General features: G+C 70.0%; 19 protein-coding genes and 1 pseudogene. 11 read left to right on the forward strand and 9 right to left on the reverse strand.

Features of this window, described 5'->3' with window-relative positions; translation table 11 throughout:
- A pseudogene (locus ACWD0Y_RS23515) lies at window positions 1-94 on the forward strand (RNase adapter RapZ); the annotation flags it as partial.
- A gap of 80 nt (window positions 95-174) precedes the next feature.
- Here the strand turns inward: ACWD0Y_RS23515 and ACWD0Y_RS23520 are convergent.
- The gene (locus tag ACWD0Y_RS23520; protein WP_450262287.1) at window positions 175-441 is read right to left on the reverse strand and encodes a protealysin inhibitor emfourin; all 267 of its coding nucleotides are present in this window, start codon (window positions 439-441) and stop codon (window positions 175-177) included.
- A gap of 26 nt (window positions 442-467) precedes the next feature.
- Window positions 468-1,526, reverse strand: a complete 1,059-nt coding sequence (locus ACWD0Y_RS23525; RefSeq protein ID WP_450262288.1) for a M4 family metallopeptidase — start codon at window positions 1,524-1,526, stop codon at window positions 468-470.
- Window positions 1,527-1,821: 295 nt separating this feature from the next.
- On the opposite strand from ACWD0Y_RS23525, the gene leuA reads away from it, so the two are divergent.
- Entirely contained in the window at window positions 1,822-3,579 is a 1,758-nt protein-coding gene (leuA, locus tag ACWD0Y_RS23530) for a 2-isopropylmalate synthase (RefSeq protein WP_450262289.1), read from the forward strand.
- 180 nt (window positions 3,580-3,759) lie between these two features.
- Entirely contained in the window at window positions 3,760-4,455 is a 696-nt protein-coding gene (locus tag ACWD0Y_RS23535) for a TerB family tellurite resistance protein (protein WP_450262290.1), read from the forward strand.
- A gap of 191 nt (window positions 4,456-4,646) precedes the next feature.
- On the opposite strand, the gene ACWD0Y_RS23540 is transcribed toward ACWD0Y_RS23535, so the two are convergent.
- On the reverse strand, window positions 4,647-6,020 hold the full coding sequence (locus tag ACWD0Y_RS23540; RefSeq protein WP_450262291.1) for an FAD-dependent oxidoreductase: 1,374 nt from the start codon (window positions 6,018-6,020) through the stop codon (window positions 4,647-4,649).
- 293 nt (window positions 6,021-6,313) lie between these two features.
- Between ACWD0Y_RS23540 and ACWD0Y_RS23545 the strand changes: the two genes are divergently transcribed.
- The 3 genes from ACWD0Y_RS23545 (at window position 6,314) to ACWD0Y_RS23555 (ending at window position 8,211) form a co-directional block, all read left to right on the forward strand.
- Entirely contained in the window at window positions 6,314-6,520 is a 207-nt protein-coding gene (locus ACWD0Y_RS23545) for a hypothetical protein (RefSeq protein ID WP_450262292.1), read from the forward strand.
- A gap of 88 nt (window positions 6,521-6,608) precedes the next feature.
- Window positions 6,609-7,355, forward strand: a complete 747-nt coding sequence (gene recO, locus ACWD0Y_RS23550) for a DNA repair protein RecO (protein WP_093800923.1) — start codon at window positions 6,609-6,611, stop codon at window positions 7,353-7,355.
- Window positions 7,356-7,383: 28 nt separating this feature from the next.
- Complete coding sequence (locus tag ACWD0Y_RS23555) at window positions 7,384-8,211, forward strand: isoprenyl transferase (RefSeq protein ID WP_093800924.1); 828 nt, start codon at window positions 7,384-7,386, stop codon at window positions 8,209-8,211.
- Between the two features lie 191 nt (window positions 8,212-8,402).
- On the opposite strand, the gene ACWD0Y_RS23560 is transcribed toward ACWD0Y_RS23555, so the two are convergent.
- The 4 genes from ACWD0Y_RS23560 to ACWD0Y_RS23575 form a co-directional block, all read right to left on the reverse strand.
- A complete protein-coding gene (locus ACWD0Y_RS23560) occupies window positions 8,403-8,822 on the reverse strand; it encodes a Fur family transcriptional regulator (protein ID WP_450262293.1) in 420 nt (139 codons plus the stop codon).
- A 65-nt stretch (window positions 8,823-8,887) separates the two neighbouring features.
- A complete protein-coding gene (locus ACWD0Y_RS23565; protein ID WP_450262294.1) occupies window positions 8,888-9,802 on the reverse strand; it encodes a metal ABC transporter permease in 915 nt (304 codons plus the stop codon).
- Between the two features lie 3 nt (window positions 9,803-9,805).
- The gene (locus ACWD0Y_RS23570) at window positions 9,806-10,579 is read right to left on the reverse strand and encodes a metal ABC transporter ATP-binding protein (RefSeq protein WP_450262295.1); all 774 of its coding nucleotides are present in this window, start codon (window positions 10,577-10,579) and stop codon (window positions 9,806-9,808) included.
- Window positions 10,580-10,641: 62 nt separating this feature from the next.
- Window positions 10,642-11,646, reverse strand: coding sequence for a metal ABC transporter substrate-binding protein (locus tag ACWD0Y_RS23575; protein WP_450262296.1), 1,005 nt, complete (start codon window positions 11,644-11,646; stop codon window positions 10,642-10,644).
- Window positions 11,647-11,802: 156 nt separating this feature from the next.
- On the opposite strand from ACWD0Y_RS23575, the gene ACWD0Y_RS23580 reads away from it, so the two are divergent.
- Window positions 11,803-13,188: a glycine--tRNA ligase gene (locus ACWD0Y_RS23580; protein ID WP_450262297.1), complete on the forward strand. Its 1,386-nt coding sequence runs from the start codon at window positions 11,803-11,805 to the stop codon at window positions 13,186-13,188.
- Between the two features lie 232 nt (window positions 13,189-13,420).
- Complete coding sequence (locus ACWD0Y_RS23585) at window positions 13,421-13,642, forward strand: DUF6243 family protein (RefSeq protein ID WP_450262298.1); 222 nt, start codon at window positions 13,421-13,423, stop codon at window positions 13,640-13,642.
- A gap of 95 nt (window positions 13,643-13,737) precedes the next feature.
- Here the strand turns inward: ACWD0Y_RS23585 and ACWD0Y_RS23590 are convergent, their stop codons facing one another.
- The gene (locus ACWD0Y_RS23590; RefSeq protein WP_450262299.1) at window positions 13,738-15,192 is read right to left on the reverse strand and encodes an MFS transporter; all 1,455 of its coding nucleotides are present in this window, start codon (window positions 15,190-15,192) and stop codon (window positions 13,738-13,740) included.
- A 52-nt stretch (window positions 15,193-15,244) separates the two neighbouring features.
- Between ACWD0Y_RS23590 and dusB the strand changes: the two genes are divergently transcribed.
- From dusB to ACWD0Y_RS23605, 3 genes are all read left to right on the forward strand, one after another.
- Window positions 15,245-16,393 carry a tRNA dihydrouridine synthase DusB gene (dusB, locus tag ACWD0Y_RS23595; protein ID WP_450262300.1) on the forward strand — a complete coding sequence of 383 codons (1,149 nt, stop codon included), beginning with the start codon at window positions 15,245-15,247 and terminating at the stop codon, window positions 16,391-16,393.
- A gap of 377 nt (window positions 16,394-16,770) precedes the next feature.
- Window positions 16,771-19,512 (forward strand): pyruvate, phosphate dikinase, encoded by a 2,742-nt coding sequence (ppdK, locus tag ACWD0Y_RS23600; RefSeq protein ID WP_450262301.1) that lies wholly within the window; start codon window positions 16,771-16,773, stop codon window positions 19,510-19,512.
- A 474-nt stretch (window positions 19,513-19,986) separates the two neighbouring features.
- Window positions 19,987-21,003 carry an ArsR/SmtB family transcription factor gene (locus ACWD0Y_RS23605; RefSeq protein WP_450262302.1) on the forward strand — a complete coding sequence of 339 codons (1,017 nt, stop codon included), beginning with the start codon at window positions 19,987-19,989 and terminating at the stop codon, window positions 21,001-21,003.
- Window positions 21,004-21,047: 44 nt separating this feature from the next.
- Here ACWD0Y_RS23605 and ACWD0Y_RS23610 read toward each other — a convergent pair whose 3' ends face one another.
- Window positions 21,048-22,205, reverse strand: a complete 1,158-nt coding sequence (locus ACWD0Y_RS23610) for an alkaline phosphatase PhoX (RefSeq protein ID WP_450262303.1) — start codon at window positions 22,203-22,205, stop codon at window positions 21,048-21,050.
- Window positions 22,206-22,230 lie beyond the last annotated feature (25 nt).

Raw genomic sequence — 22,230 nt, forward strand, 5'->3', positions numbered from 1 at the left:
CAACGGTGAGGCGGCCGAGGCGGCCATCCCCGAGCTGGTGATCATCTCGGGCATGTCGGGAGCGGGCCGCAGTACCGCCGCGAAGTGCCTCGAAGCCGGGCCGCTGTCTTCGCGTGGGTGACCTGGACGGCCGTGCCGGCGCCGGTGACCAGATCTGTCCCGGCGCGCCGGGTTTCACGCGCCTTCTTCGAGGACCTGGGAGATGAGCCGGGTCTGCGCCTCCGTCAGCCGCGGGTCCGCGCAGTAGACGGTCTTCCCGTCGACCGTGATCTGGTAGCTGAACCCGTCCGGTACGCCGACGGGCGGTGTGCCCCGGCCTTCGGCGACCGCCGACTCGGCCAGGGCATGCCACTCACCGGCATCGGGCCGTTCCGAGGTGTCCACCTCGGCATACCGCTCGATGCCGGCGAAGCCTCCCGTACGTCTTACCGCGATTCGCATGCTCTCCGTTCTAGTACGGATACGCCTCAGCCGGTAGGCACCCCGACCCGGGACCACGCTTTCAGCAGAGCCTCCCGCTCCTCACCGTCACCGAAACGGGCCCGCGCGGCGGCCGCGGTGGCGCGGGCGAAGCCGGCGAAGTCCACGTCGGCCTCCAGGCTCCCGGCGGTCAGGGTGTCGTACCAGATCTGCCCCGCCCGCTCCCACGCCTTGCCGCCGAGGGCGGTGGCGAGCAGGTAGAAGGCGTGGTTGGGGATGCCGGAGTTGATGTGGACGCCGCCGTTGTCCCGGGTGGTGCGGACGTAGTCGTCCATGGTCGCGGGCTGCGGGTCCTTGCCGAGCAGGTCGTCGTCGTACGCCGTGCCGGGCGCCTTCATGGAGCGCAGGGCCACTCCGGTGACCCGCTCGGTCAGCAGGCCCGCGCCGATCAGCCAGTCGGCCCGGTCGGCGCTCTGGTCGTCGACGTACTGCTTGACCAGGGAGCCGAAGACGTCGGACACGGACTCGTTGAGCGCGCCGGACTGGCCGAAGTACGTGAGGTTGGCCGTGTACTGCGTCACGCCGTGGGCCAGCTCGTGGGCGATGACGTCCACGGGGAGGGTGAAGTCGCGGAAGATCTCGTCACCGTCGCCGAAGACCATCTGCTCGCCGTCCCAGAAGGCGTTTCCGTAGTTCTCGCCGTAGTGGACGCTCGCGACGAGCGGCAGGCCGTTGCCGTCGACCGAATCGCGGCCGAACGCCTTCAGCAGCAGCTCGAAGGTCGCGCCGAGACCCGCGTACGCCCGGTTGACGGTCGCGTCCTGGTGGGGCTCGTCGCCCTCGCCGCGCGCCTTGCGGCCCGGCAGGTTCCGGAGGTGCCCCGCGTCGTGGACGGTGCGGTGGGGGGTGCGGGCGGCCGTGTCCCCGGGCGGGGCGGCCGGCGTGGCGCCGAGCGCCGGGGCGAACTGGCGGCGGGCGCGCTGCGCGGCGTCCGTTTCGAGGGTCCGCCGGGCGGGGCCCGCGAGCGCGGGGTCGTCGGCCCGGGCCAGCTTGTCGAGGACGTGGGGCGGCACGATGGTGCAGAAAACGGGATGCGTGGCTCTCATGACGGCAATGTGGCACTGCGTAACCCAGGTGTCTCTCCTTGTCACCATGATTGACGAAATCGAGTGAAGGATCACTCTCAACCCCTTATCGGTGACCGGTCCCGCATACTGATACAGGACCGGCGTTCCCGGCGCCCCTGGGCTAGGCTGCGGCACATCATGCGTTACGGGCTGCTCCTCCTTAGCTGCCGCGGCGAGGGTCTGTAGTTATAGGCCGACCCCCTCCCCGCGGAGTCTGGTGCTGCAGCGACACCGTCGGCCGTCCCCTCCGCAGGACACCGAGGAGCCCCACGCAATGAACGCCCCTGTTGGACGCCCCACGCCGATCACCAACGCGACGCAGCTGCAGAAGCCGTCCGGGATGCCGGTCCACAAGTACGGCGCGTACGAGGCCGTCGACATCCCCGACCGCACGTGGCCGGACCGGCGGATCACCAAAGCGCCCCGCTGGCTGTCCACCGACCTGCGCGACGGCAACCAGGCCCTGATCGACCCGATGTCCCCCGCCCGCAAGCGCGAGATGTTCGACCTGCTGGTGCGCATGGGCTACAAGGAGATCGAGGTCGGCTTCCCCTCGTCCGGCGAGACCGACTTCAACTTCGTACGCTCCATCATCGAAGAGGGCGCGATCCCCGAGGACGTGACGATCTCCGTCCTCACCCAGGCGCGCGAAGAGCTGATCGAGCGCACCGTGGAATCGCTGGTCGGCGCCCGCCGCGCGACCGTGCACCTGTACAACGCCACCGCGCCGACCTTCCGCCGGGTCGTCTTCCGCGGCTCCAAGGAGCAGGTCAAGCAGATCGCCGTGGACGGCACGCGACTGGTCATGGAGTACGCCGACAAGCTGCTGGGCCCGGAGACGGTCTTCGGCTACCAGTACAGCCCGGAGATCTTCACCGACACCGAGCTGGACTTCGCCCTGGAGGTCTGCGAGGCCGTCTGCGACGTGTGGCAGCCGGAGGAGGGCCGGGAGATCATCCTCAACCTGCCCGCCACCGTGGAGCGTTCGACCCCGTCCACGCACGCGGACCGCTTCGAGTGGATGTCCCGCAACCTGTCCCGGCGCGAGTACGTCTGCCTGTCCGTGCACCCGCACAACGACCGGGGCACCGCCGTCGCCGCCGCCGAGCTGGCGATCATGGCGGGCGCCGACCGCATCGAGGGCTGCCTGTTCGGGCAGGGCGAGCGCACCGGCAATGTCGACCTGGTCACCCTGGGCATGAACCTCTTCTCCCAGGGCGTCGACCCGCAGATCGACTTCTCGCAGATCGACGACATCCGCCGCACCAGCGAGTACTGCAACCAGATGGAGGTCCACCCGCGCCACCCCTACGCGGGCGACCTGGTCTACACCGCCTTTTCCGGCTCCCACCAGGACGCCATCAAGAAGGGCTTCGACGCGATGGAGGCCGAGGCGGCCGCCGCCGGCAAGACGGTCGACGAGATCGAGTGGGCCGTGCCGTACCTGCCGATCGACCCGAAGGACGTGGGCCGTTCGTACGAGGCGGTCATCCGGGTCAACTCGCAGTCCGGCAAGGGCGGCATCGCGTACGTCCTGAAGAACGACCACAAGCTGGACCTGCCGCGCCGCATGCAGATCGAGTTCTCCCGGATCATCCAGGCCAAGACGGACGCCGAGGGCGGCGAGGTCACGCCGAAGGCGATCTGGTCGGTCTTCCAGGACGAGTACCTGCCCAACCCGGAGAACGCGTGGGGCCGCGTCCAGCTGCGTTCCGGCCAGACCACCACCGACACGGACGGCCAGGACACGCTGACCGTCGAGGCGGTCGTGGACGGCGTCGACACCGTGCTGACCGGCACCGGCAACGGCCCGATCTCGGCCTTCTTCGAGGCGCTGGGCGCGGTCGGCGTGGACGCCAGGCTGCTGGACTACCAGGAGCACACGATGAGCGAGGGCGCGAGCGCCCAGGCCGCGTCGTACATCGAGTGCGCGATCGACGGCAAGGTGCTGTGGGGCATCGGCATCGACGCCAACACCACGCGCGCCTCGCTGAAGGCGGTCGTGTCGGCGGTGAACAGGGCCGCTCGCTAAGGGAGTTCAGGCCCCCCGAATCCTCCGGGGGGCCGCTTCTGACCTCACGTTCCGCCCGGCCCCGCCCACCCGGACCGGTGGGCGGGGCCGTCACTTGTCGCGACGGGGTACTGACGCGGCATCACTGATGTGGCTAACATCACGTCAAAGCGGCAGTGTTGCCGGATACGGAGGTGCGACGTGCTGCCAGTCCGAGGGCGGAAACAATACGTATGGGGCATTCGCACTGCTTGGAGCACGGTCGGCGACGGTGACTTCTTCTGCCCCGGCTGCGGCGGCGACCGCAACTACCGGCGTCGCACGGGCCGCAGGCGCCTCACCGTCCTCGGCGTCCCGCTGCTGCCGCGCGGCTACGAGGGCCCGGTCGTCGAATGCGCCGCCTGCCGGCACCACTTCAGCACCGACGCACTCGACCACCCCACCTCCGCCCGCCTCTCCGCGATGCTGCGCGACGCCGTCCACACCGTCGCCCTCGCCGTACTCACCGCGGGCGGCGCGTCCTCCCGTACCGCCAGGGTGACCGCCGTCGCCGCGGTGCGCGCGGCCGGCTTCGACGACTGCACCGAGGACCAGCTCACCACCCTCATCGCCGCGCTCGCCGCCGACACCGGGCGTCTTCCCGGGCCGTACGAAGGGACCGGCGAGCCCTGCGGCGCCGCGCTCGCCATCGAACTGCACGAGGCGCTCGGACCGCTGGCCCCGCACCTCGCGCCCGGCGGCCGTGAATCGATTCTGCTCCAGGGCGCCAGGATCGCCCTCGCCGACGGCCCGTACAGCCCGGCCGAGCACGAGGTGCTGACGATCGTGGGCGGCGCGCTGCTGATCCGCCCCGAGGACACGGTCCGGCTGCTCGCGACCGCCCGCACGCCGTCCTGAACCGTCCGCCGTTCACCGCTGCCCTGCCGCTCCCCCGGGGGTGAGGCGGCCCGCGTGCCGCCCCGGCGGCAGCGCTGTCCTCGCCCGTACGCGCGACGCGCCGGCGCCATCCCGCGACGGGTCTCCGGCGAGGGGAGCGGGCCGGTCCCCTCGCCGTGGCCGCGTACGGGCCGGGGCCCGGCCCGTACGGCTCAGTCCTGAGCCGGGGCCTCGCTCGCCCGCAGCATCGCCTCGCGTTCGACGATCTTCACGCGCTCGCGCCCCTCGGCGGCGCCCAGCGCGCGCTCGGCGCTGTCGAGGTGGTGCCAGCCCTCCCACGTCGTGTACGTCACGCCCTTGGCCGCGAGGAAGTCCACCACGGCGTCCTCGGCGGGCGCGGCGGGCGCGGGCAGGCGGCCCGCGCCGTGGTCAGCCAGCAGGTTGGCGACGGTCTCGTTGGCGTCGCCCTTGGTGTGGCCGATGAGGCCGACGGGGCCGCGCTTGATCCACCCGGTGACGTACGTCGACGTAAGGTGCTCGCCCGCCTCGATGACGCGGCCGCCCTCGTGCGGGACGGTGCCGGTGGTGAAGTCGAAGGGCAGCTTGGGCAGCTCGTCGGAGAGGTACCCGACCGCCCGGTAGACGGCCTGCACGTCCCACGTCTGCGTCTCGCCGGTTCCGGTGACGTTGCCCGTGCCGTCGAGCCGCGTCCGCTCGGTGCGGAGTCCGACGACCCTGCCGTCCTCGCCGACGACCTCGACGGGCGACTCGAAGAAGTGCAGGAAGAGTTTGTGGGGCCGGTCGCCGACGTCCCGGATCGCCCAGTTCTCCAGCGTCTTGGCGACCATGTCCGCCTGCTTGTTGCCGCGGCGGGTGGCGATGCTGCCCTCGTCGTAGTCGATGTCCTCGGGGTTGACGACGACCTCGATGGTGGGGGAGTGGTCCAGCTCGCGCAGCTCCATCGGGCTGAACTTCGCCTGCGCGGGGCCGCGCCGCCCGAAGACGTGGATCTCGCGCGCCCTGTTGGCGGCGAGGCCGTCGTAGACGTTCGGCGGGATCTCGGTGGGCAGCAGCTCGTCGGCGGTCTTGGCGAGGATGCGGGCCACGTCGAGCGCGACGTTGCCGACGCCGAGGACGGCCACCTTCTCGGCCTCCAGCGGCCAGGTGCGCGGGACGTCCGGGTGGCCGTCGTACCAGGAGACGAAGTCGGCGGCCCCGTAGGAGCCGTCGAGGTCGATGCCCGGTATGTCCATCGCCCGGTCGGCGCTCGCGCCGGTGGAGAAGATCACCGCGTCGTAGAACGCGCGGAGGTCGTCCAGGCCGATGTCGGACGGGTAGTCGACGTTGCCGAAGAGGCGTATCTGCGGCTTGTCGAGGACCTGGTGCAGGGCGGTGATGATGCCCTTGATGCGGGGGTGGTCGGGCGCGACGCCGTAACGGATCAGGCCGAAGGGCGCGGGCATCCGCTCGAAGAGGTCGATGGAAACACCGGGCTCGGAGGCCGCCTCGGATTTCAGCAGGGCGTCGGCGGCGTAGATCCCGGCGGGGCCGGCACCGACGATCGCTATCCGCAGGGGGCGGGGCATGGGGGTTCCCTTCGAGCGGCGACAACTGGACAACTGTCTCAAGCGTCACCCTAGGCAAGAAATTACCTGCTCAGGTACCTGACCCCTGCCTATGACCCCATAAGTCATGCTTATGACTTCTCATAGGTGTCCTTGATGGGGCGGGGCGCCGCATGCGTTGGCCACGGGTTAACTCCCTTGTGGTGCCAGCGGGTTGCAGAGCATGTCGTCCTGCCGATTTCGGATGCGTGGCCTCAAGGTGGAGGGAGAAAAGGAAAAAGGGTAAGAAAGAGGCGCGCATAGTGTCAAAGGGAATGGAAGAAGGCGATTTCGTCATCGATACGCGCACCGGGCGCGTGGGATGTGTCAGGGGGAACGAGGGGCCGCGTCTTCGGCTCCGGCCCGTCGGCGGCGGACGGGAATGGGACTGCTCTCCCGACGACGTGCGCCCCGCCACCATCGCCGAGACGATGCGCGCCAAGGTCGCGGCGGCCAATGCCCTCAGCCGGCGTGGGCGGTGACCGGAGAAGAAGCGGGTCTGTGACATACGCCATGCGCTGCGGGACCCGGCGAGGCGAGTGCGGTCGCGAGGTGGGCGAGAATGGACGTATGAGCCTGTTCCGCGACGACGGCATCGTGCTGCGCACCCAGAAGCTGGGCGAGGCGGACCGGATCATCACGCTGCTCACCCGCGGTCACGGCCGCGTACGCGCCGTCGCGCGCGGAGTGCGGCGGACCAAGTCGAAATTCGGGGCCCGCCTGGAGCCCTTCTCGCACGTCGACGTGCAGTTCTTCTCGCGCGGCAGCGAGCTGGTCGGGCGCGGGCTGCCGCTGTGCACGCAGGGCGAGACCATCGCCCCGTACGGCGGCGGCATCGTCACGGACTACGGCCGCTACACCGCCGGTACGGCGATGCTGGAGACCGCGGAGCGGTTCACCGACCACGAGGGCGAGCCCGCCGTACAGCAGTACCTGCTGCTCGTCGGCGCCCTGCGCACCCTCGCCCGCGGCGAGCACGCCCCCCACCTCATCCTGGACGCCTTCCTGCTGCGCTCGCTGGCCGTCAACGGCTACGCGCCCAGCTTCACCGACTGCGCGCGCTGCGGCCTCGACGGTCCGAACCGGTTCTTCTCGGTGGCGGCGGGCGGCGTCGTGTGCGGCGACTGCCGGGTGCCCGGAAGCGTCGTACCCTCGGCGGAGGCCGTCGGTCTGCTCAGCGCGCTGCTCACGGGGGACTGGGAGACCGCGGACAGCTGCGAGGCCCGGCACGTCAGGGAAGGCAGTGGGCTGGTGTCGGCCTATCTGCACTGGCACTTGGAACGCGGACTGCGCTCGCTGCGGTACGTGGAGAAGTAGAGAAGTGAATCGAGGGAGAGAAAAGCTCATGGCGCGACGCGGGATTCTCGGCCGTAACCGGCGCGAATACAAGACGCCGGAACCGCACCCGTCCGGCGCGCGGCCGCCGAAGATCCCCGGCGAGCTGGTTCCGGAGCACGTGGCGATCGTCATGGACGGCAACGGCCGCTGGGCGAAGGAGCGCGGACTGCCGCGCACCGAGGGCCACAAGGTCGGCGAGGGCGTCGTGCTCGACGTGCTCAAGGGCTGCCTGGAAATGGGCGTCAAGAACCTCTCCCTGTACGCCTTCTCCACCGAGAACTGGAAGCGCTCGCCCGAGGAGGTGCGCTTCCTGATGAACTTCAACCGGGACGTCATCCGCCGCCGCCGGGACGAGATGGACGAGCTCGGCATCCGCATCCGGTGGACCGGCCGCATGCCGAAGATGTGGAAGTCCGTCGTCCAGGAGCTCCAGGTCGCCCAGGAGCAGACCAAGGACAACGACGCCATGACGCTGTACTTCTGCGTCAACTACGGCGGGCGCGCGGAGATCGCGGACGCGGCGCAGGCCGTCGCGCGCGACGTCGCGGCGGGCAGGCTCGACCCGTCGAAGGTCAACGAGAAGACCCTCGCGAAGTACATGTACTACCCGGACATGCCGGACGTCGACCTCTTCGTGCGCCCCAGCGGCGAGCAGCGCACGTCCAACTACCTGATCTGGCAGAGCGCGTACGCCGAGATGGTCTTCCAGGACGTCCTGTGGCCGGACTTCGACCGCCGCGACCTGTGGCGCGCCTGCGTCGAGTACGCCTCCCGCGACCGCCGCTTCGGCGGCGCGGTCCCGAACGAGGAGCAGCTCGCCGCGGGCAGCATGTAGGCGGCGGCGAGGGGCCGGCGGCCGGCCGAGGGGCCGCCGCCGGGATCCCGCCCCGCGGGTCACCGGGGGCGGGGACGCCGACCGGGCCGCGGAGGCCGCCGAGCCGGTCGGCCGGCGCGCGGCGGCATTCCGGCGGGCGTCCGGCGTCCGGACGCGCGACCGCGTCCGGTGCCCCGCCCCGTCCCGTGTCCCTACGCCGCGCCCGCGCACTCCACGCACGTGCCGAAGATCTCCACGGTGTGGGCCACGTTCACGTAGCCGTGCTGGGCGGCGATGGCCTCGGCCCACTTCTCCACCGCGGGGCCCTCGACCTCGACGGCCTTGCCGCACACCCGGCACACCAGGTGGTGGTGGTGCTCGCCGCTGGAGCAGCGCCGGTACACCGCCTCGCCCTCACTGGTGCGCAGCACGTCCACCTCGCCGGCGTCGGCGAGGGACTGAAGGGTGCGGTAGACCGTCGTCAGCCCGACCGAGTCGCCCCGGTGCTTGAGCATGTCGTGAAGCTCCTGCGCGCTGCGGAACTCGTCCACCTCGTCGAGCGCGGCCGCTACGGCGGCCCGCTGCCGGGTGGACCGGCCGCGCACCGGGGATGGGGTTCCCGCAGTCGTCACAGGTGCCTCCTCTGGTCGCCCGTACGTATGCCGGGCCATTCTGCCAGGTCGCTGCCGGCCGCCGGTCAGACCTTGGCGTCGTCAGTGGGGCGCCGGGTGTCCGGCAGACCGCCGGCCTCCACGCTACAGCCGCCCGCCGGTCCGGCCTCCGCCTCGCCCAGGGCCCGTGCCCGGCGCCTCGCCAGGGGAGCGGCCAGTGCGGTCAGTACGAAGAAGGCGGCGATGGCCAGCAGCACGATCGTCGCGCCCGGCGGCACTTCGTACTCGTACGAGGTCACCGTGCCGGCCAGCGTCACGACCGTGCCGATGACCACGGACAGGACGAACGTGACCTTGAACGACCGGGTGATCTGCTGCGCCGCCGCCACCGGCACCACCATCAGCGCGCTGACCAGCAGCAGTCCGACGACGCGCATGGCGACGGTGACCGTGACGGCCGCGGTGACCGCGATCAGCAGATTCAGGGCGCGCACCGGCAGACCGGTCACCCGCGCGAACTCCTCGTCCTGGCTGACCGCGAAGAGATGACGCCGCAGTCCGACCGTGACCAGCATCACAAAGGCGGCGAGCAGACAGATCGCGACGACGTCCGCGTCCGAGACCGTCGACAGCGAGCCGAAGAGGTACGAGGTGAGGTTGGAGTTGGAGCCGCCCGGTGCGAGGTTGATCAGCAGGACACCGCCCGCCATGCCGCCGTAGAAGAGCATGGCCAGCGCCATGTCGCCGCGCATGCGCCCGTACCAGCGGATCAGTTCCATCGCGACGGCGCCGGCGACCGAGACGAGCGCGGCCATCCACACCGGGTTGGCGCTCAGCAGGAAGCCGAGGCCGACACCGGTCATCGCGACATGGCCGATGCCGTCGCCCATCAGGGCCTGGCGGCGCTGCACGAGGTAGATGCCGACGGCGGGGGCGGTGATGCCGACGAGGACGGCTGCGAGCAGCGCCCGCTGCATGAAGGCTGTTTCGAGGATTTCCATCAGTCAGGTCAGCAGTCCTGTGCGGACGGGCTCGGAAGCCGCGTGCGGGTGTACGTGGTCGTGGCCGGGCAGCGCGTGCTGGCCCAGGGACTCCGGGGGCGGCCCGTCGTGCGTGACGCAGCCGTCGCGCAGGACCACCGCGCGGTCGATCAGCGGCTCCAGGGCGCCGAGCTCGTGCAGGACGAGCAGCACGGTCGTACCGGCCGCCACCTGCTCGCGCAGGGTCGTCGCGAGGATCTCCTGGCTGTTCAGGTCCACGCCCGCCATCGGCTCGTCCATGATCAGCAGTTCCGGCTCGGCGGCGAGGGCCCGCGCGATGAGCACGCGCTGGTGCTGGCCGCCGGAGAGGGCGTTCACGGAGTCCTTGGTGCGGTCCGCGAGCCCGACGAGCCCGATGGCGCGGTGCACGGCGGCGCGGTCGGCCTTCGAGGGCCAGCGCAGCTTCGCGCGGGAGAGGCGGCCGGAGGAGACGATCTCGTACACGGTCGCGGGAACGCCGCTCGCGGCCGTGGTGCGCTGCGGTACGTACCCGACGCGCGCCCAGTCGCGGAAGCGGCGCAGCGGCGTACCGAAGAGGTCGACGGTGCCGCCGGTGAGCGGCACCTGGCCGATCACGGAACGTACCGCCGTCGACTTGCCGGAGCCGTTGGCGCCGAGCAGGGAGACGACCTCACCGCGGTGCACGGTGAGATCGACGCCGCGCAGCACGGGGCGTGAGCCGAGCGTGGCCGTGGCGCCGCGCAGGGATATGACGGGCTGCTCTGGCTCTGGCTTCATGGCTCTCGCCTCCGATGCTGCGGGTGATGCCGGGGTGCCGGGTCGTACGGGGGAGACCTGCTTCACTTCGCGCCGAGGGCCTTCTCCAGCGCGGCGAGGTTGGACTCCATGACCTCGATGTAGTCATCGCCCTTGGACTTGTCCGTGATTCCCTCCAGCGGGTCCAGGACGTCGGTCTTGAGGCCGGCGTCGCCCGCGAGGGTCCTGGCGGTCTTGTCGCTGGCGAGCGTCTCGAAGAAGACCGTGGTGACCTTGTCCTTCTCGGCGATCTTCTGGAGGTCCTTCATGCGGGACAGGCTGGGCTCGGAGTCGGGGTCGAGGCCGCTGATGCCTTCCTGCTTGAGGTCGTAGCGCTCGGCGAGGTAGCCGAAGGCGGCGTGGGTGGTGATGAAGGTCCTGGTGCCGGTGTTCTTCAGGCCGCTCTCGAACTTCGCGTGCAGCCCGTCGAGCTTGCCGACCAGGGCGTCGGTGTTCTTCTTGTACGCGGCGGCGTTGTCGGGGTCGGCCTTCTCCAGGGCCTTGCCGACGCCCTTGGCGACCTCGGAGTACTTCACGGGGTCCAGCCAGACGTGGGGGTCGCCGGCGGCGCCTGCGTGGTCGTGGCCGTCTTCGTCGGCGTGCTCGTCCGCGTGCTCGCCGGCGTGCTCTTCGCCCTCGTGCTCGTCGTGGCCGGCCCCGGTGCCGTGCTCTTCGAGGTGGGTGAGGCCGGCGGCGTCGACGGTGTTCTTCACACCGGACTGCGCGACGGCCTCGTCGACGGCGGGCTGGAGGCCCTTGAGGTAGAGGAGGAAGTCCGCTTCGCCGAGCCCGGCGGTCTGCTTCGGGCTGAGCTCCAGGTCGTGCGGTTCGACGCCGGGCTTCGTCAGGGTCGATACGGCGACGTGCTCGCCGCCTATCTCCTCGGCGAGGTACTGCAGGGGGTAGAACGACGCCACCACGTCGAGCTTGCCGTTGCCGTCCTTGTCGGCGGCGCCGGAGGAGGAGGAGCAGGCGCTGACGGCCATCAGGCCGAGTGCGACGGCTCCGGCGGTCGCGGCGGTGGGTATGAGGCGTCGTCGTACGTTCATGACACCCATTTTCAACAAAAGTGGAAACGATTGTCAATAATGCCGGATGTGATCCGGGTCCGGCCCCCTTACCGGGATACCGATTTGATCCGGGGGGTGTGAGCGCCGGTAACCTGAATCATTCGCGTTCGTCGTCGTCGTAATGAAGAGAGCACCGTGGCCGCCGACAAGATCGACACCATCGTCAGCCTGAGCAAGCGCCGTGGCTTCGTCTACCCGTGCAGTGAGATCTACGGCGGCTCCCGGGCCGCCTGGGACTACGGACCGCTGGGTGTCGAACTCAAGGAGAACATCAAGCGCCAGTGGTGGCGCTCCATGGTCATCGCGCGCGAGGACGTGGTCGGTCTCGACTCCTCCGTGATCCTGGCCCCCGAGGTCTGGGAGGCGTCCGGCCACGTCGCGACGTTCTCCGACCCGCTCACCGAGTGCACCGCCTGCCACAAGCGCCACCGCGCGGACCACCTGATCGAGGCGTACGAGGCCAAGCACAACGGCCGCGCCCCCGAGAACGGCCTGGCCGACGTCAACTGCCCGAACTGCGGCACCAAGGGCCAGTTCACCGAGCCCAAGCAGTTCTCCGGCATGCTGGAGACGCACCTCGGCCCGACCCAGGACACCGGCTCGCGCGCCTTCCTGCGTCCCGAGACCGCGCAGGGCATCTTCACCAACTTCGCCCAGGTCCAGCAGACTTCGCGCAAGAAGCCGCCGTTCGGCATCGCGCAGATGGGCAAGTCCTTCCGCAACGAGATCACGCCGGGCAACTTCATCTTCCGCACGCGCGAGTTCGAGCAGATGGAGATGGAGTTCTTCGTCAAGCCGGGCGAGGACGAGCAGTGGCAGGAATACTGGATGGAGCAGCGCTGGAGCTGGTACCGCGAGCTTGGTCTCCGTGAGGAGAACATGCGCTGGTTCGAGCACCCGGCGGAGAAGCTCTCCCACTACTCGAAGCGCACCGCCGACATCGAGTACCGCTTCAACTTCGGCGGCAGCGAGTTCTCCGAGCTGGAGGGTGTGGCCAACCGCACCGACTTCGACCTCAAGGCCCACTCCAAGGCCTCGGGCCAGGACCTGTCGTTCTTCGACCAGGAGGCCGGCGAGCGCTGGACCCCGTACGTCATCGAGCCGGCGGCCGGCGTGAACCGCGCCATGCTCGCCTTCATGCTCGACGCGTACATCGAGGACGAGGCCCCGAACGCCAAGGGCGTCATGGAGAAGCGCACCGTGATGCGCCTCGACCCGCGCCTGGCGCCGGTCAAGGTCGCGGTCCTGCCGCTGTCGCGCAACCCGCAGCTGTCGCCCAAGGCCAAGGGCCTGGCGACCGACCTGCGCAAGAACTGGAACATCGAGTTCGACGACGCGGGCGCCATCGGCCGCCGCTACCGCCGTCAGGACGAGATCGGTACGCCGTTCTGCGTGACCGTCGACTTCGACACCCTCGACGACAACGCGGTGACGGTGCGCGAGCGCGACACGATGAAGCAGGAGCGCGTCTCGCTGGACCAGATCCAGTCCTACCTGGGCGGCCGTCTCCTCGGCTGCTGACCCGGGCGTACGCGTACGTACGTCTCCGAGACCCCGGCTGCGCACGGCGGAGCCGGGGTCTTCGCGTTCCCCGGCCGGGCCGGGCGGCAGAAAATCCGGTGACCGGCGGCGCCGGGGCCCGGTACTCTCACAAGCATGTTCTTCCAGATCTACGAGTGAGCGCGCGGCGGACCCCGTCCGCCCCCCACCAGACGAATCCGCAGATCACTTCTCATCACTTCGGGAGAACCCCGTGGCAAAGAGCCGCAACAACCTTCTCGGCGTAGGCGGGCAGCGCAAGAGGATGTCCCGCGCCGAACTCGCGGACAACGGCCCCACGCGCAACGCCGACCGCAGGACGGCCGCCGACCAGAAGGAGGAGCTGCTGCGCAAGATGCGCGAGCGCACCACCGGGGAAGACGGCGGCGAGGCGGCCGCGGAGGGCACTCAGGACGCCCAGGACGCCCAGAGCTGACCTGCTTTTCGGCACAGGCAGGCACAGGCACAGGCACAGCAGTGGGCCCGGACCGCACACCGCGGTCCGGGCCCACTGGTGCGTCCGGACCGTCCTCAGCGCGCCGCGCCCGCCGAGACCCGACCGGCCTCGGCCCCCTCCAGCCGGGCCGCCGTCCGCCGCGCCGACCCCAGCGCCCACGGCCCGCTGGTCAGCGCCCCCACCAGCAGCACGCACAGTCCGCAGCCGGTGAGGATCCACCAGGCCGGCCTGCTCGCCGCCACGGAGGTGTCGTCGTACGACCGTCCGTGCACCCCGGCCGCCAGTACCGCGCCGATCACGGCGACGCCCAGCGTCTGGCCGACCTGCCTGCTGGTCGAGGCGACCGCGGCGGCGACGCCCGCCTGGGCGCGCGGCATGCCGGACACGGCGGTGTTGGTGATCGGCGCGTTCACCATGCCGAAGCCCAGGCCGAAGAGGACGTAACCGGTGAACAGCAGGGGCGTGGACGTCTCGGCCTCGAAGACCGCGAACAGCACGCCGCTCGCCGCCATCGCGACCCCGGCCACCAGGAGCGGCAGCCGTGGTCCGCGGCTGCCGACGAGCCTTCCCGAGAGCGGTGCGCAGACGAACGTCAGCGCGGCCATGGGGAGCATGTAGAGGCCGGCGTGCAGAGCGGAGAACCCTCGTACGTCCTGGAGGTACAGGGTGTTCATGAAGAGGAAGCCGCCGAGCGCGGCGAACGCGCACACGGCGATCACCGTCGCGCCGCTGAACGGCGCGCTCCGGAAGAACCGCAGGTCGATCAGCGGCTCCGCCCGCCGGGGTTCGTACACGAGGAGCCCCACGAGGGACAGGACGGCCGTTCCCGCGGACGTCAGGATGAGCGGTGACGTCCAGCCCGCCAGGGGCGCCTCGATGATCGCGTACGTGAGCGACCCGAGCAGCGCGATGATCAGCAGCTGTCCGACGGGATCGGGACGGCGCGCCTTCGGGGCGCGCGACTCGGGTACGTACCGGACGGTCAGCAGCAGCGCGGCGAGTCCGACCGGCAGATTGACCCAGAAGATCGCCCGCCAGCCGACCGAGTCCACCAGCAGTCCGCCGACCAGCGGGCCCGCGGCCATCGAGATGCCCACCACCCCGCCCCACACCCCGATCGCCCGGGCCCGCTCGCGCGGTTCGGTGAAGGTGTTGGTGATGATCGACATCGCGACGGGGTTGAGCATCGAGCCGCCGACGGCCTGCACCATGCGGAAGGCGACGAGCGATTCGAGGTTCGGCGCGAGGGAGCAGAGCAGCGACCCGAGCGTGAAGAGCACGAGCCCGGCCTTGAAGACCTTGCGCCGCCCGATCCGGTCGGCGGTGGAGCCGGCGAGCATCAGCAGCGAGGCGAGGACGAGCGTGTACGCGTCGACCGTCCACTGCATTCCGGCGACTGACGCGCCCAGTTCCTTCCGCATGGAAGGGAGGGCGACATTGAGCGCGGTGTTGTCGAGGCTGACGATCAGCAGGCTCATGCAGCAGATCGCCAGCACCAGCGACCGCCGCCGGTGGCTGAGCTCGGGCATGAGTCGATAGTACGACTCACTAACGACTCTCGTCGTGCGGGACAATGGGGCCATGACGACCGCGCTCCCCCTGTCCCCCACGCTGTCCATCGGCCCGCACTCCGTGCAGCCGCCGGTGGTGCTCGCCCCCATGGCCGGCATCACCAACGCCCCTTTCCGCACCTTGTGCCGCGAGTTCTCCGGCGGCAAGGGGCTGTTCGTGAGTGAGATGATCACGACGAGGGCGCTGGTCGAGCGCAACGAGAAGACCATGCACCTGATCCACTTCGACGCGGCCGAGACACCCCGGTCCATTCAGCTGTACGGGGTGGACCCGGTCACCGTCGGCAAGGCGGTCCGCATGATCGTGGACGAGGACCTGGCCGATCACATCGACCTGAACTTCGGCTGCCCGGTGCCGAAGGTGACGCGCAAGGGCGGCGGCTCGGCGCTTCCGTACAAGCGGCCGCTGCTGCGGGCGATCCTGAACGAGGCCGTGTCCAACGCGGGCGAGCTGCCCGTGACGATGAAGATGCGCAAGGGCATCAACGACGACCACCTCACCTACCTCGACGCCGGACGCATAGCGGTCGAGGAGGGCGTCACGGCGATCGCCCTGCACGGGAGGACCGCCGCCCAGCACTACGGCGGTACGGCCGACTGGGACGCCATCGCGCGCCTCAAGGAGCACGTGCCGGAGATCCCGGTGCTCGGGAACGGCGACATCTGGTCGGCGGACGACGCGCTGCGGATGATGCGCGAGACCGGCTGCGACGGCGTGGTCGTCGGGCGCGGCTGCCTGGGGCGGCCGTGGCTGTTCGGGGACCTGGTCGCCGGGTTCGAGGGCACGGGCGCGTACGCCGCTCCGACGCTGCGCGAGGTCGCCGCGGTGATGCGCAGGCACGCGGAACTGCTCGGGGAGTGGATCGGGGACGAGGCACGCGGGGTCATTGACTTCCGTAAGCATGTCGCCTGGTACCTCAAGGGCTTCTCGGTGGGTTCGGAGATGCGTAAGAAACTTGCAATCTCCTCATCCCTGGATGAAATGGACGCTCACTTGAGCGAGCTCAATCTGGACCAGGAGTGGCCCGAAGGGGCGGACGGGCCGCGCGGCCGTTCGTCCGGCAATGGGCGGGTTGTCCTGCCTGATGGCTGGCTGAAGGACCCGTACGACTGCTCGGGCGTGAGCGTGGAGGCCGAGCTGGACACGTCCGGAGGCTGAGATCCGGGTCTCGTTCGGGTCTCATCTGTGACGTGATTCTCGCCACGCCTGATGTACTCATTGCTCAGATGAGCACATCAGGCGGGGCTGCACCTCTCAAAAGGTGGCACTGGGTGCCACCTCCTTTTGTTTTGATCGATCAAATCATCCGTCACTCTGTGGTGTCTATATGTGGAAAGTTCGATGCTCTCCGTGTTGATGTGTAAAACACTTGAACGAATGGGCTGATCGCTCCGGGAGAGTTGATCACTTTCGATCTGCTGGCGGACGAGTGGTTAAGGCCGCATGACAGTCAGGTGGACGTACCCAGGCACCTTCGATCTGGGTATGTTCCTCGCCGTCAGGGCAGCCACCGCGTCCTCGAGGAGTCGAGACCCGTGTCGGAAAACAAAGAACCCCAGGTAGCCACCGAGCCCCAGGGGCAGAAGTTCGTTTATGACTTCACCGAGGGCAACAGGGACCTCAAGGACCTGCTGGGTGGCAAGGGCGCCAACCTCGCCGAGATGACCAACCTCGGGCTGCCGGTCCCTCCGGGCTTCACCATCACCACCGAGGCCTGCAAGGTCTACCTCGACAGCGGCGAGGCGCCGGACGCCCTGCGCGACGAGGTCAGCGCGCACCTCGAAGCCCTCGAGCAGAAGATGGGCAAGAAGCTCGGCCAGGCCGACAACCCGCTGCTCGTCTCCGTCCGCTCGGGCGCCAAGTTCTCCATGCCCGGCATGATGGACACCGTCCTGAACATCGGGCTCTCCGACAAGTCGGTCACCGGCCTCGCCAAGCAGGCCGGCGGCGACGAGCGCTTCGCGTGGGACTCGTACCGCCGTCTCATCCAGATGTTCGGCAAGACCGTCCTCGGCGTCGACGGCGAGCTCTTCGAAGAGGCGCTGGAGCAGGCCAAGCACGCCAAGAAGGTCACGGTCGACACCGACCTGGAGGCGGCCGACCTCAAGAAGCTGGTCCGCAAGTTCAAGAAGATCGTCTCCGACGAGGCCGGACGCGACTTCCCGCAGGACCCGCGCGAGCAGATGGACCTCGCCATAAACGCGGTCTTCGACTCGTGGAACACCGACCGCGCCAAGCTCTACCGCCGCCAGGAGCGCATCCCCGGCGACCTCGGCACGGCCGTCAACGTGTGCTCCATGGTCTTCGGCAACCTCGGCCCCGACTCCGGCACCGGCGTCGCCTTCACCCGCGACCCCGCCAGCGGCCACCAGGGCGTCTACGGCGACTACCTGCAGAACGCGCAGGGTGAGGACGTGGTCGCCGGCATCCGCAACACCGTGCCGCTCGCCGACCTCGAGCACATCGACAAGGCGTCGTACGACCAGCTCATGCAGATCATGGAGACGCTGGAGACCCACTACAAGGATCTCTGCGACATCGAGTTCACCATCGAGCGCGGCCAGCTGTGGATGCTCCAGACCCGTGTCGGCAAGCGCACCGCCGGCGCCGCCTTCCGCATCGCGACGCAGCTCGTCGACCAGGGCCTCATCGACGAGGCCGAGGCGCTCCAGCGCGTCAACGGCGCCCAGCTCGCGCAGCTGATGTTCCCGCGCTTCGACGAGGAGGCGAAGACCGAGAAGCTCGGCCGCGGCATCGCCGCCTCCCCGGGCGCGGCGGTCGGCAAGGCGGTCTTCGACTCGTACACGGCGGTCAAGTGGTCGCGTTCCGGCGAGAAGGTCATCCTCATCCGCCGTGAGACGAACCCGGACGACCTCGACGGCATGATCGCCGCCGAGGGCATCCTGACCTCGCGCGGCGGCAAGACCTCGCACGCCGCCGTCGTCGCCCGCGGCATGGGCAAGACCTGTGTCTGCGGCGCCGAGGAGATCGAGGTCGACACCAAGCGCCGCCGGATGACGGCCCCGGGCGGGATCGTCGTAGAGGAGGGCGACGTCGTCTCCATCGACGGCTCCACCGGCAAGGTGTACCTCGGTGAGGTGCCCGTCGTGCCGTCCCCGGTCGTCGAGTACTTCGAGGGCCGCATGCACGCGGGCGCCGACGACGCCGACGAACTGGTCGCCGCCGTGCACCGGATCATGGCGTACGCCGACCGGGTCCGCCGCCTGCGCGTGCGCGCCAACGCCGACAACGCCGAGGACGCCCTGCGCGCCCGCCGCTTCGGCGCCCAGGGCATCGGCCTGTGCCGCACCGAGCACATGTTCCTCGGTGAGCGCCGCGAGCTCGTCGAGCGGCTGATCCTGGCCGACACGGACGACGAGCGCGAGCAGGCGCTGGACGCGCTGCTGCCGCTCCAGAAGGCCGACTTCATCGAGCTGTTCGAGTCGATGGACGGTCTGCCCGTGACGGTGCGGCTGCTCGACCCGCCGCTGCACGAGTTCCTCCCCGACATCACCGAGCTGTCGGTGCGCGTCGCCCTCGCCGAGTCCCGCAAGGACGCGAACGAGAACGACCTGCGCCTGCTCCAGGCCGTGCACAAGCTGCACGAGCAGAACCCGATGCTGGGTCTGCGCGGTGTACGTCTGGGCCTGGTCATCCCGGGTCTGTTCGCGATGCAGGTCCGCGCCATCGCCGAGGCGGCCGCCCACCGCAAGAACGCCAAGGGCGACCCGCGCGCGGAGATCATGATTCCGCTCGTCGGCACGGTCCAGGAGCTGGAGATCGTCCGCGAGGAGGCCGACCAGGTCATCGCCGAGGTCGAGGCGGCCACCGGCACGAAGCTGAAGCTGACCATCGGCACGATGATCGAGCTGCCGCGCGCCGCGCTGACCGCCGGCCAGATCGCCGAGGCCGCGCAGTTCTTCTCCTTCGGTACGAACGACCTCACCCAGACCGTGTGGGGCTTCTCCCGCGACGACGTCGAGGCGAGCTTCTTCACGGCGTACCTGGAGAAGGGCATCTTCGGGGTCTCCCCGTTCGAGACGATCGACCGGGACGGCGTCGGCTCGCTGGTGCGGTCGGCCGTCGAGGCCGGACGCGCCACGCGCCCCGACCTGAAGCTCGGCGTCTGCGGCGAGCACGGCGGCGACCCGGAGTCGGTGCACTTCTTCCACGAGGTGGGGCTGGACTACGTGTCCTGCTCGCCCTTCCGGATCCCGGTGGCGCGCCTGGAGGCGGGCCGCGCGGCTGCGCAGTCCACGGGCAGCGACTCGCGCTAGCGGGACCACCGGAGCTCCCGCCGGTCCACCCCAACCCTCGAACGGACCGGCAACGGCTCCGGCGCAACAAAGAAGCGGCGGCACCTCGTGCGGAGGTGCCGCCGCTCTGTTGTGCCGACGACGGAAAGTTCAGGAAACAACAGAAAGCAACAGCAGGTGAATTACGCCATTCTCTGCTGAAAGCAGGGCAGGATGCGGTCGCCGGATCCCCACCCGCCGACCGCATCCTGATACCCCGCCGGGCATCGAACTGTTCCCTTCGCCGACCGCCGCCAGGCCCGGCGAAGCCCCCCACGGCCTTCGCTGTGCCTTTCCGGTGACTCCGGTGTCGTGCCCGACGGGGAACAGCATTTCGTTCGGTGCGGGGGGCGCGCGATGCGTTTCAACTGTGGCTGAAAGGCCGTGGTGACGGCGTGTGATGGCATGCATACTCGACTGCGGGGGGCGATTGCGGATGCAACAGATGGGGCTTCGGTGCTGCGTGTTCATTTCTCCGGTGTTGACTTGTCGAGGGTTCGGCTGTCCGACCGGCCGGACGCGTTATGGGAAACAGTCCTCAGTTTTCACAGATTAAGAGACCGGCGCGGTGCCAAGGTGTTCGGAGAATGGCGCCGGGAATCGCGGACTCGGTTGAATGGTGAAACACGACTGCTGGCCTCCGTGATACCGAACAGGGGTTATTTCCCGGATTTCCTGACACCCCGTGAGGGGGTGCGCGGCATGGACGCGGGACTCGAAGCGCTACGGGCCACCGCCTCCGACCGGCTGCGCGCCGAACTGGCCCTGCTGGCCGCCTCGCACCGACCGGACCGTACGGCTCCGCCGGGCCGTGCGGCATTGGCACGGCACGGCGTCGCCCCGCTCACCGGGCGCCGGGGCGACATCCTCGGCCGGCTCGCCGGAGCCCTGCGCGGCTACCACCGCGCCGCCGTCGAGCCGTACTGGCCGCACATCCGGGCCCGTGTCGAAGCCGACCGGGCGGCCCGGGGCCGCGCGCTGCTCGACGGCGGCGCGGACGAGCTCCTCGCCTCGCTCCCGCCGATGCTGCGCTGGCGTCCGCCGGTCCTGGAGGCCGACTATCCGGTCGACCGGGACCTGTATCTGCGGGGCCGGGGCCTGCTGCTCCAGCCCTCGTTCTTCTGCCGCGGCACCCCGGTCGTCTACCGCGACCCGAACCTGCCGCCCGTCCTGGTCTACCCGGTGACCCACGCCGAGGCCCCGGCCCCTTCGGACGACCCGGGCCCGCCCCTGGGCCGCCTGGTCGGCCAGACCCGCTCGGCGGTCCTCGCGGCCATCGGCGGCGGCTGTACGACGAGCGAGCTGGCCCGCAGGGCCGGGGTGTCGCTCGCCTCGGCGAGCCAGCACGCGTGCGTCCTGCGCGAGGCGGGCCTCCTCGTCACCCTGCGCCACGGGAACGCGGTCCTGCACACCCTGACGCCACTGGGCGCCGCCCTCCTGCGGGGCGGCGCCACGGCGGAAGCACTGCGGTGACGCGGGGGCCGGCCGCACGGGGGCGGCCGGCCCGTCCGGGGCCGTCAGCTGCGGAAGGGGCCCGTCACCTCGTACGTGATGCCGCCCGAGGAGCTGCCGCTCGTGCCGCGCTGGCTGGAGAAGTACAGGCGCTTGCCGTCCGGTGAGAACGCCGGCCCCGTGATCTCCGATCCCGACTGCCCGTCGATCCGCAGGAAGGGCGCGACGACGTCGTCCGGCGTGATCACGCAGATCTCCATGGTGCCGCCGTCCTCCGCGACGAACAGGTCGCCGGAGGAGGTGCCGGTGACGTTGTCGACGCCCGTCAGCGGGGCGGTGCCGCTCACCAACGAGTCGTCGTAGGCGAGCTCGATGGTCTGCGCCGCCGCGTTGTACCGCCAGACGCGGTTGTCGCCCTTGGTGGTGAACCAGCACGTGTCGTCGGCGTAGTAGCAGCCCTCGCCGCCCGTGAAGCGCTTGGCGCCCGAGACCTGGTTGCGGGTGGCGGTCGTGGCGCCGCTCGGGTCGGGGACGGTGGCCCAGGTGACCGGTCCGGACGTGCCCGAGCCCATCTTCAGGACTTCGAGCCTGCCTGCCGACAGGTCGCCCCAGGTGGTGGGCGTGAAGCGGTAGAAGCAGCCGTCGGTGACGTCCTCGGTGAGGTAGATCGTCCTGCGTACGGGGTCGGCCGCGGCGGCCTCGTGCTTGAAGCGGCCCATCGCGTCACGGCGTACGGCGGCCTTCACGCCCCACGGGTCGGTCTCGTAGACGTACCCGCGGTCGACCTCCTCGCAGGACAGCCAGGTGTTCCACGGGGTCGTGCCGCCCGCGCAGTTCTGGCGGGTGGAGGACAGGATGCGGTACGCGCCGGTGATCGCGCCCGTCGAGGAGAAGCGGACCGCGCCCGCGCCGCCGGAGGGGTTGATCTCGGAGTTGGAGACGTAGATCCAGCCGGTGCCGTCCGCGTAGCAGGCGCCGCCGTCCGGCGCGTTGTGCCAGGTGTACGCGGTGGAACCGACCTTCTGGCCGGAGCGGGCGATGACGCGGCTGGTGAAACCGGACGGCAGGCGCAGGCCGTTGGCGTCGGGGGAGCGCAGCGCCCCGTAGGGGCCGGTGCCGGGCTGCGCGGGGTCGGCGTACGCGGCGCCGCGCCAGAGGGTGCCGCCGAAGGCGGCGACGGAGGTGCCGATGACAGCGCCGCGCAGGAAGCTACGACGTTCCATGTGTCACTCCAGGGTGGGGTGGTAC

It is taken from the genome of Streptomyces altiplanensis, from assembly GCF_053591575.1.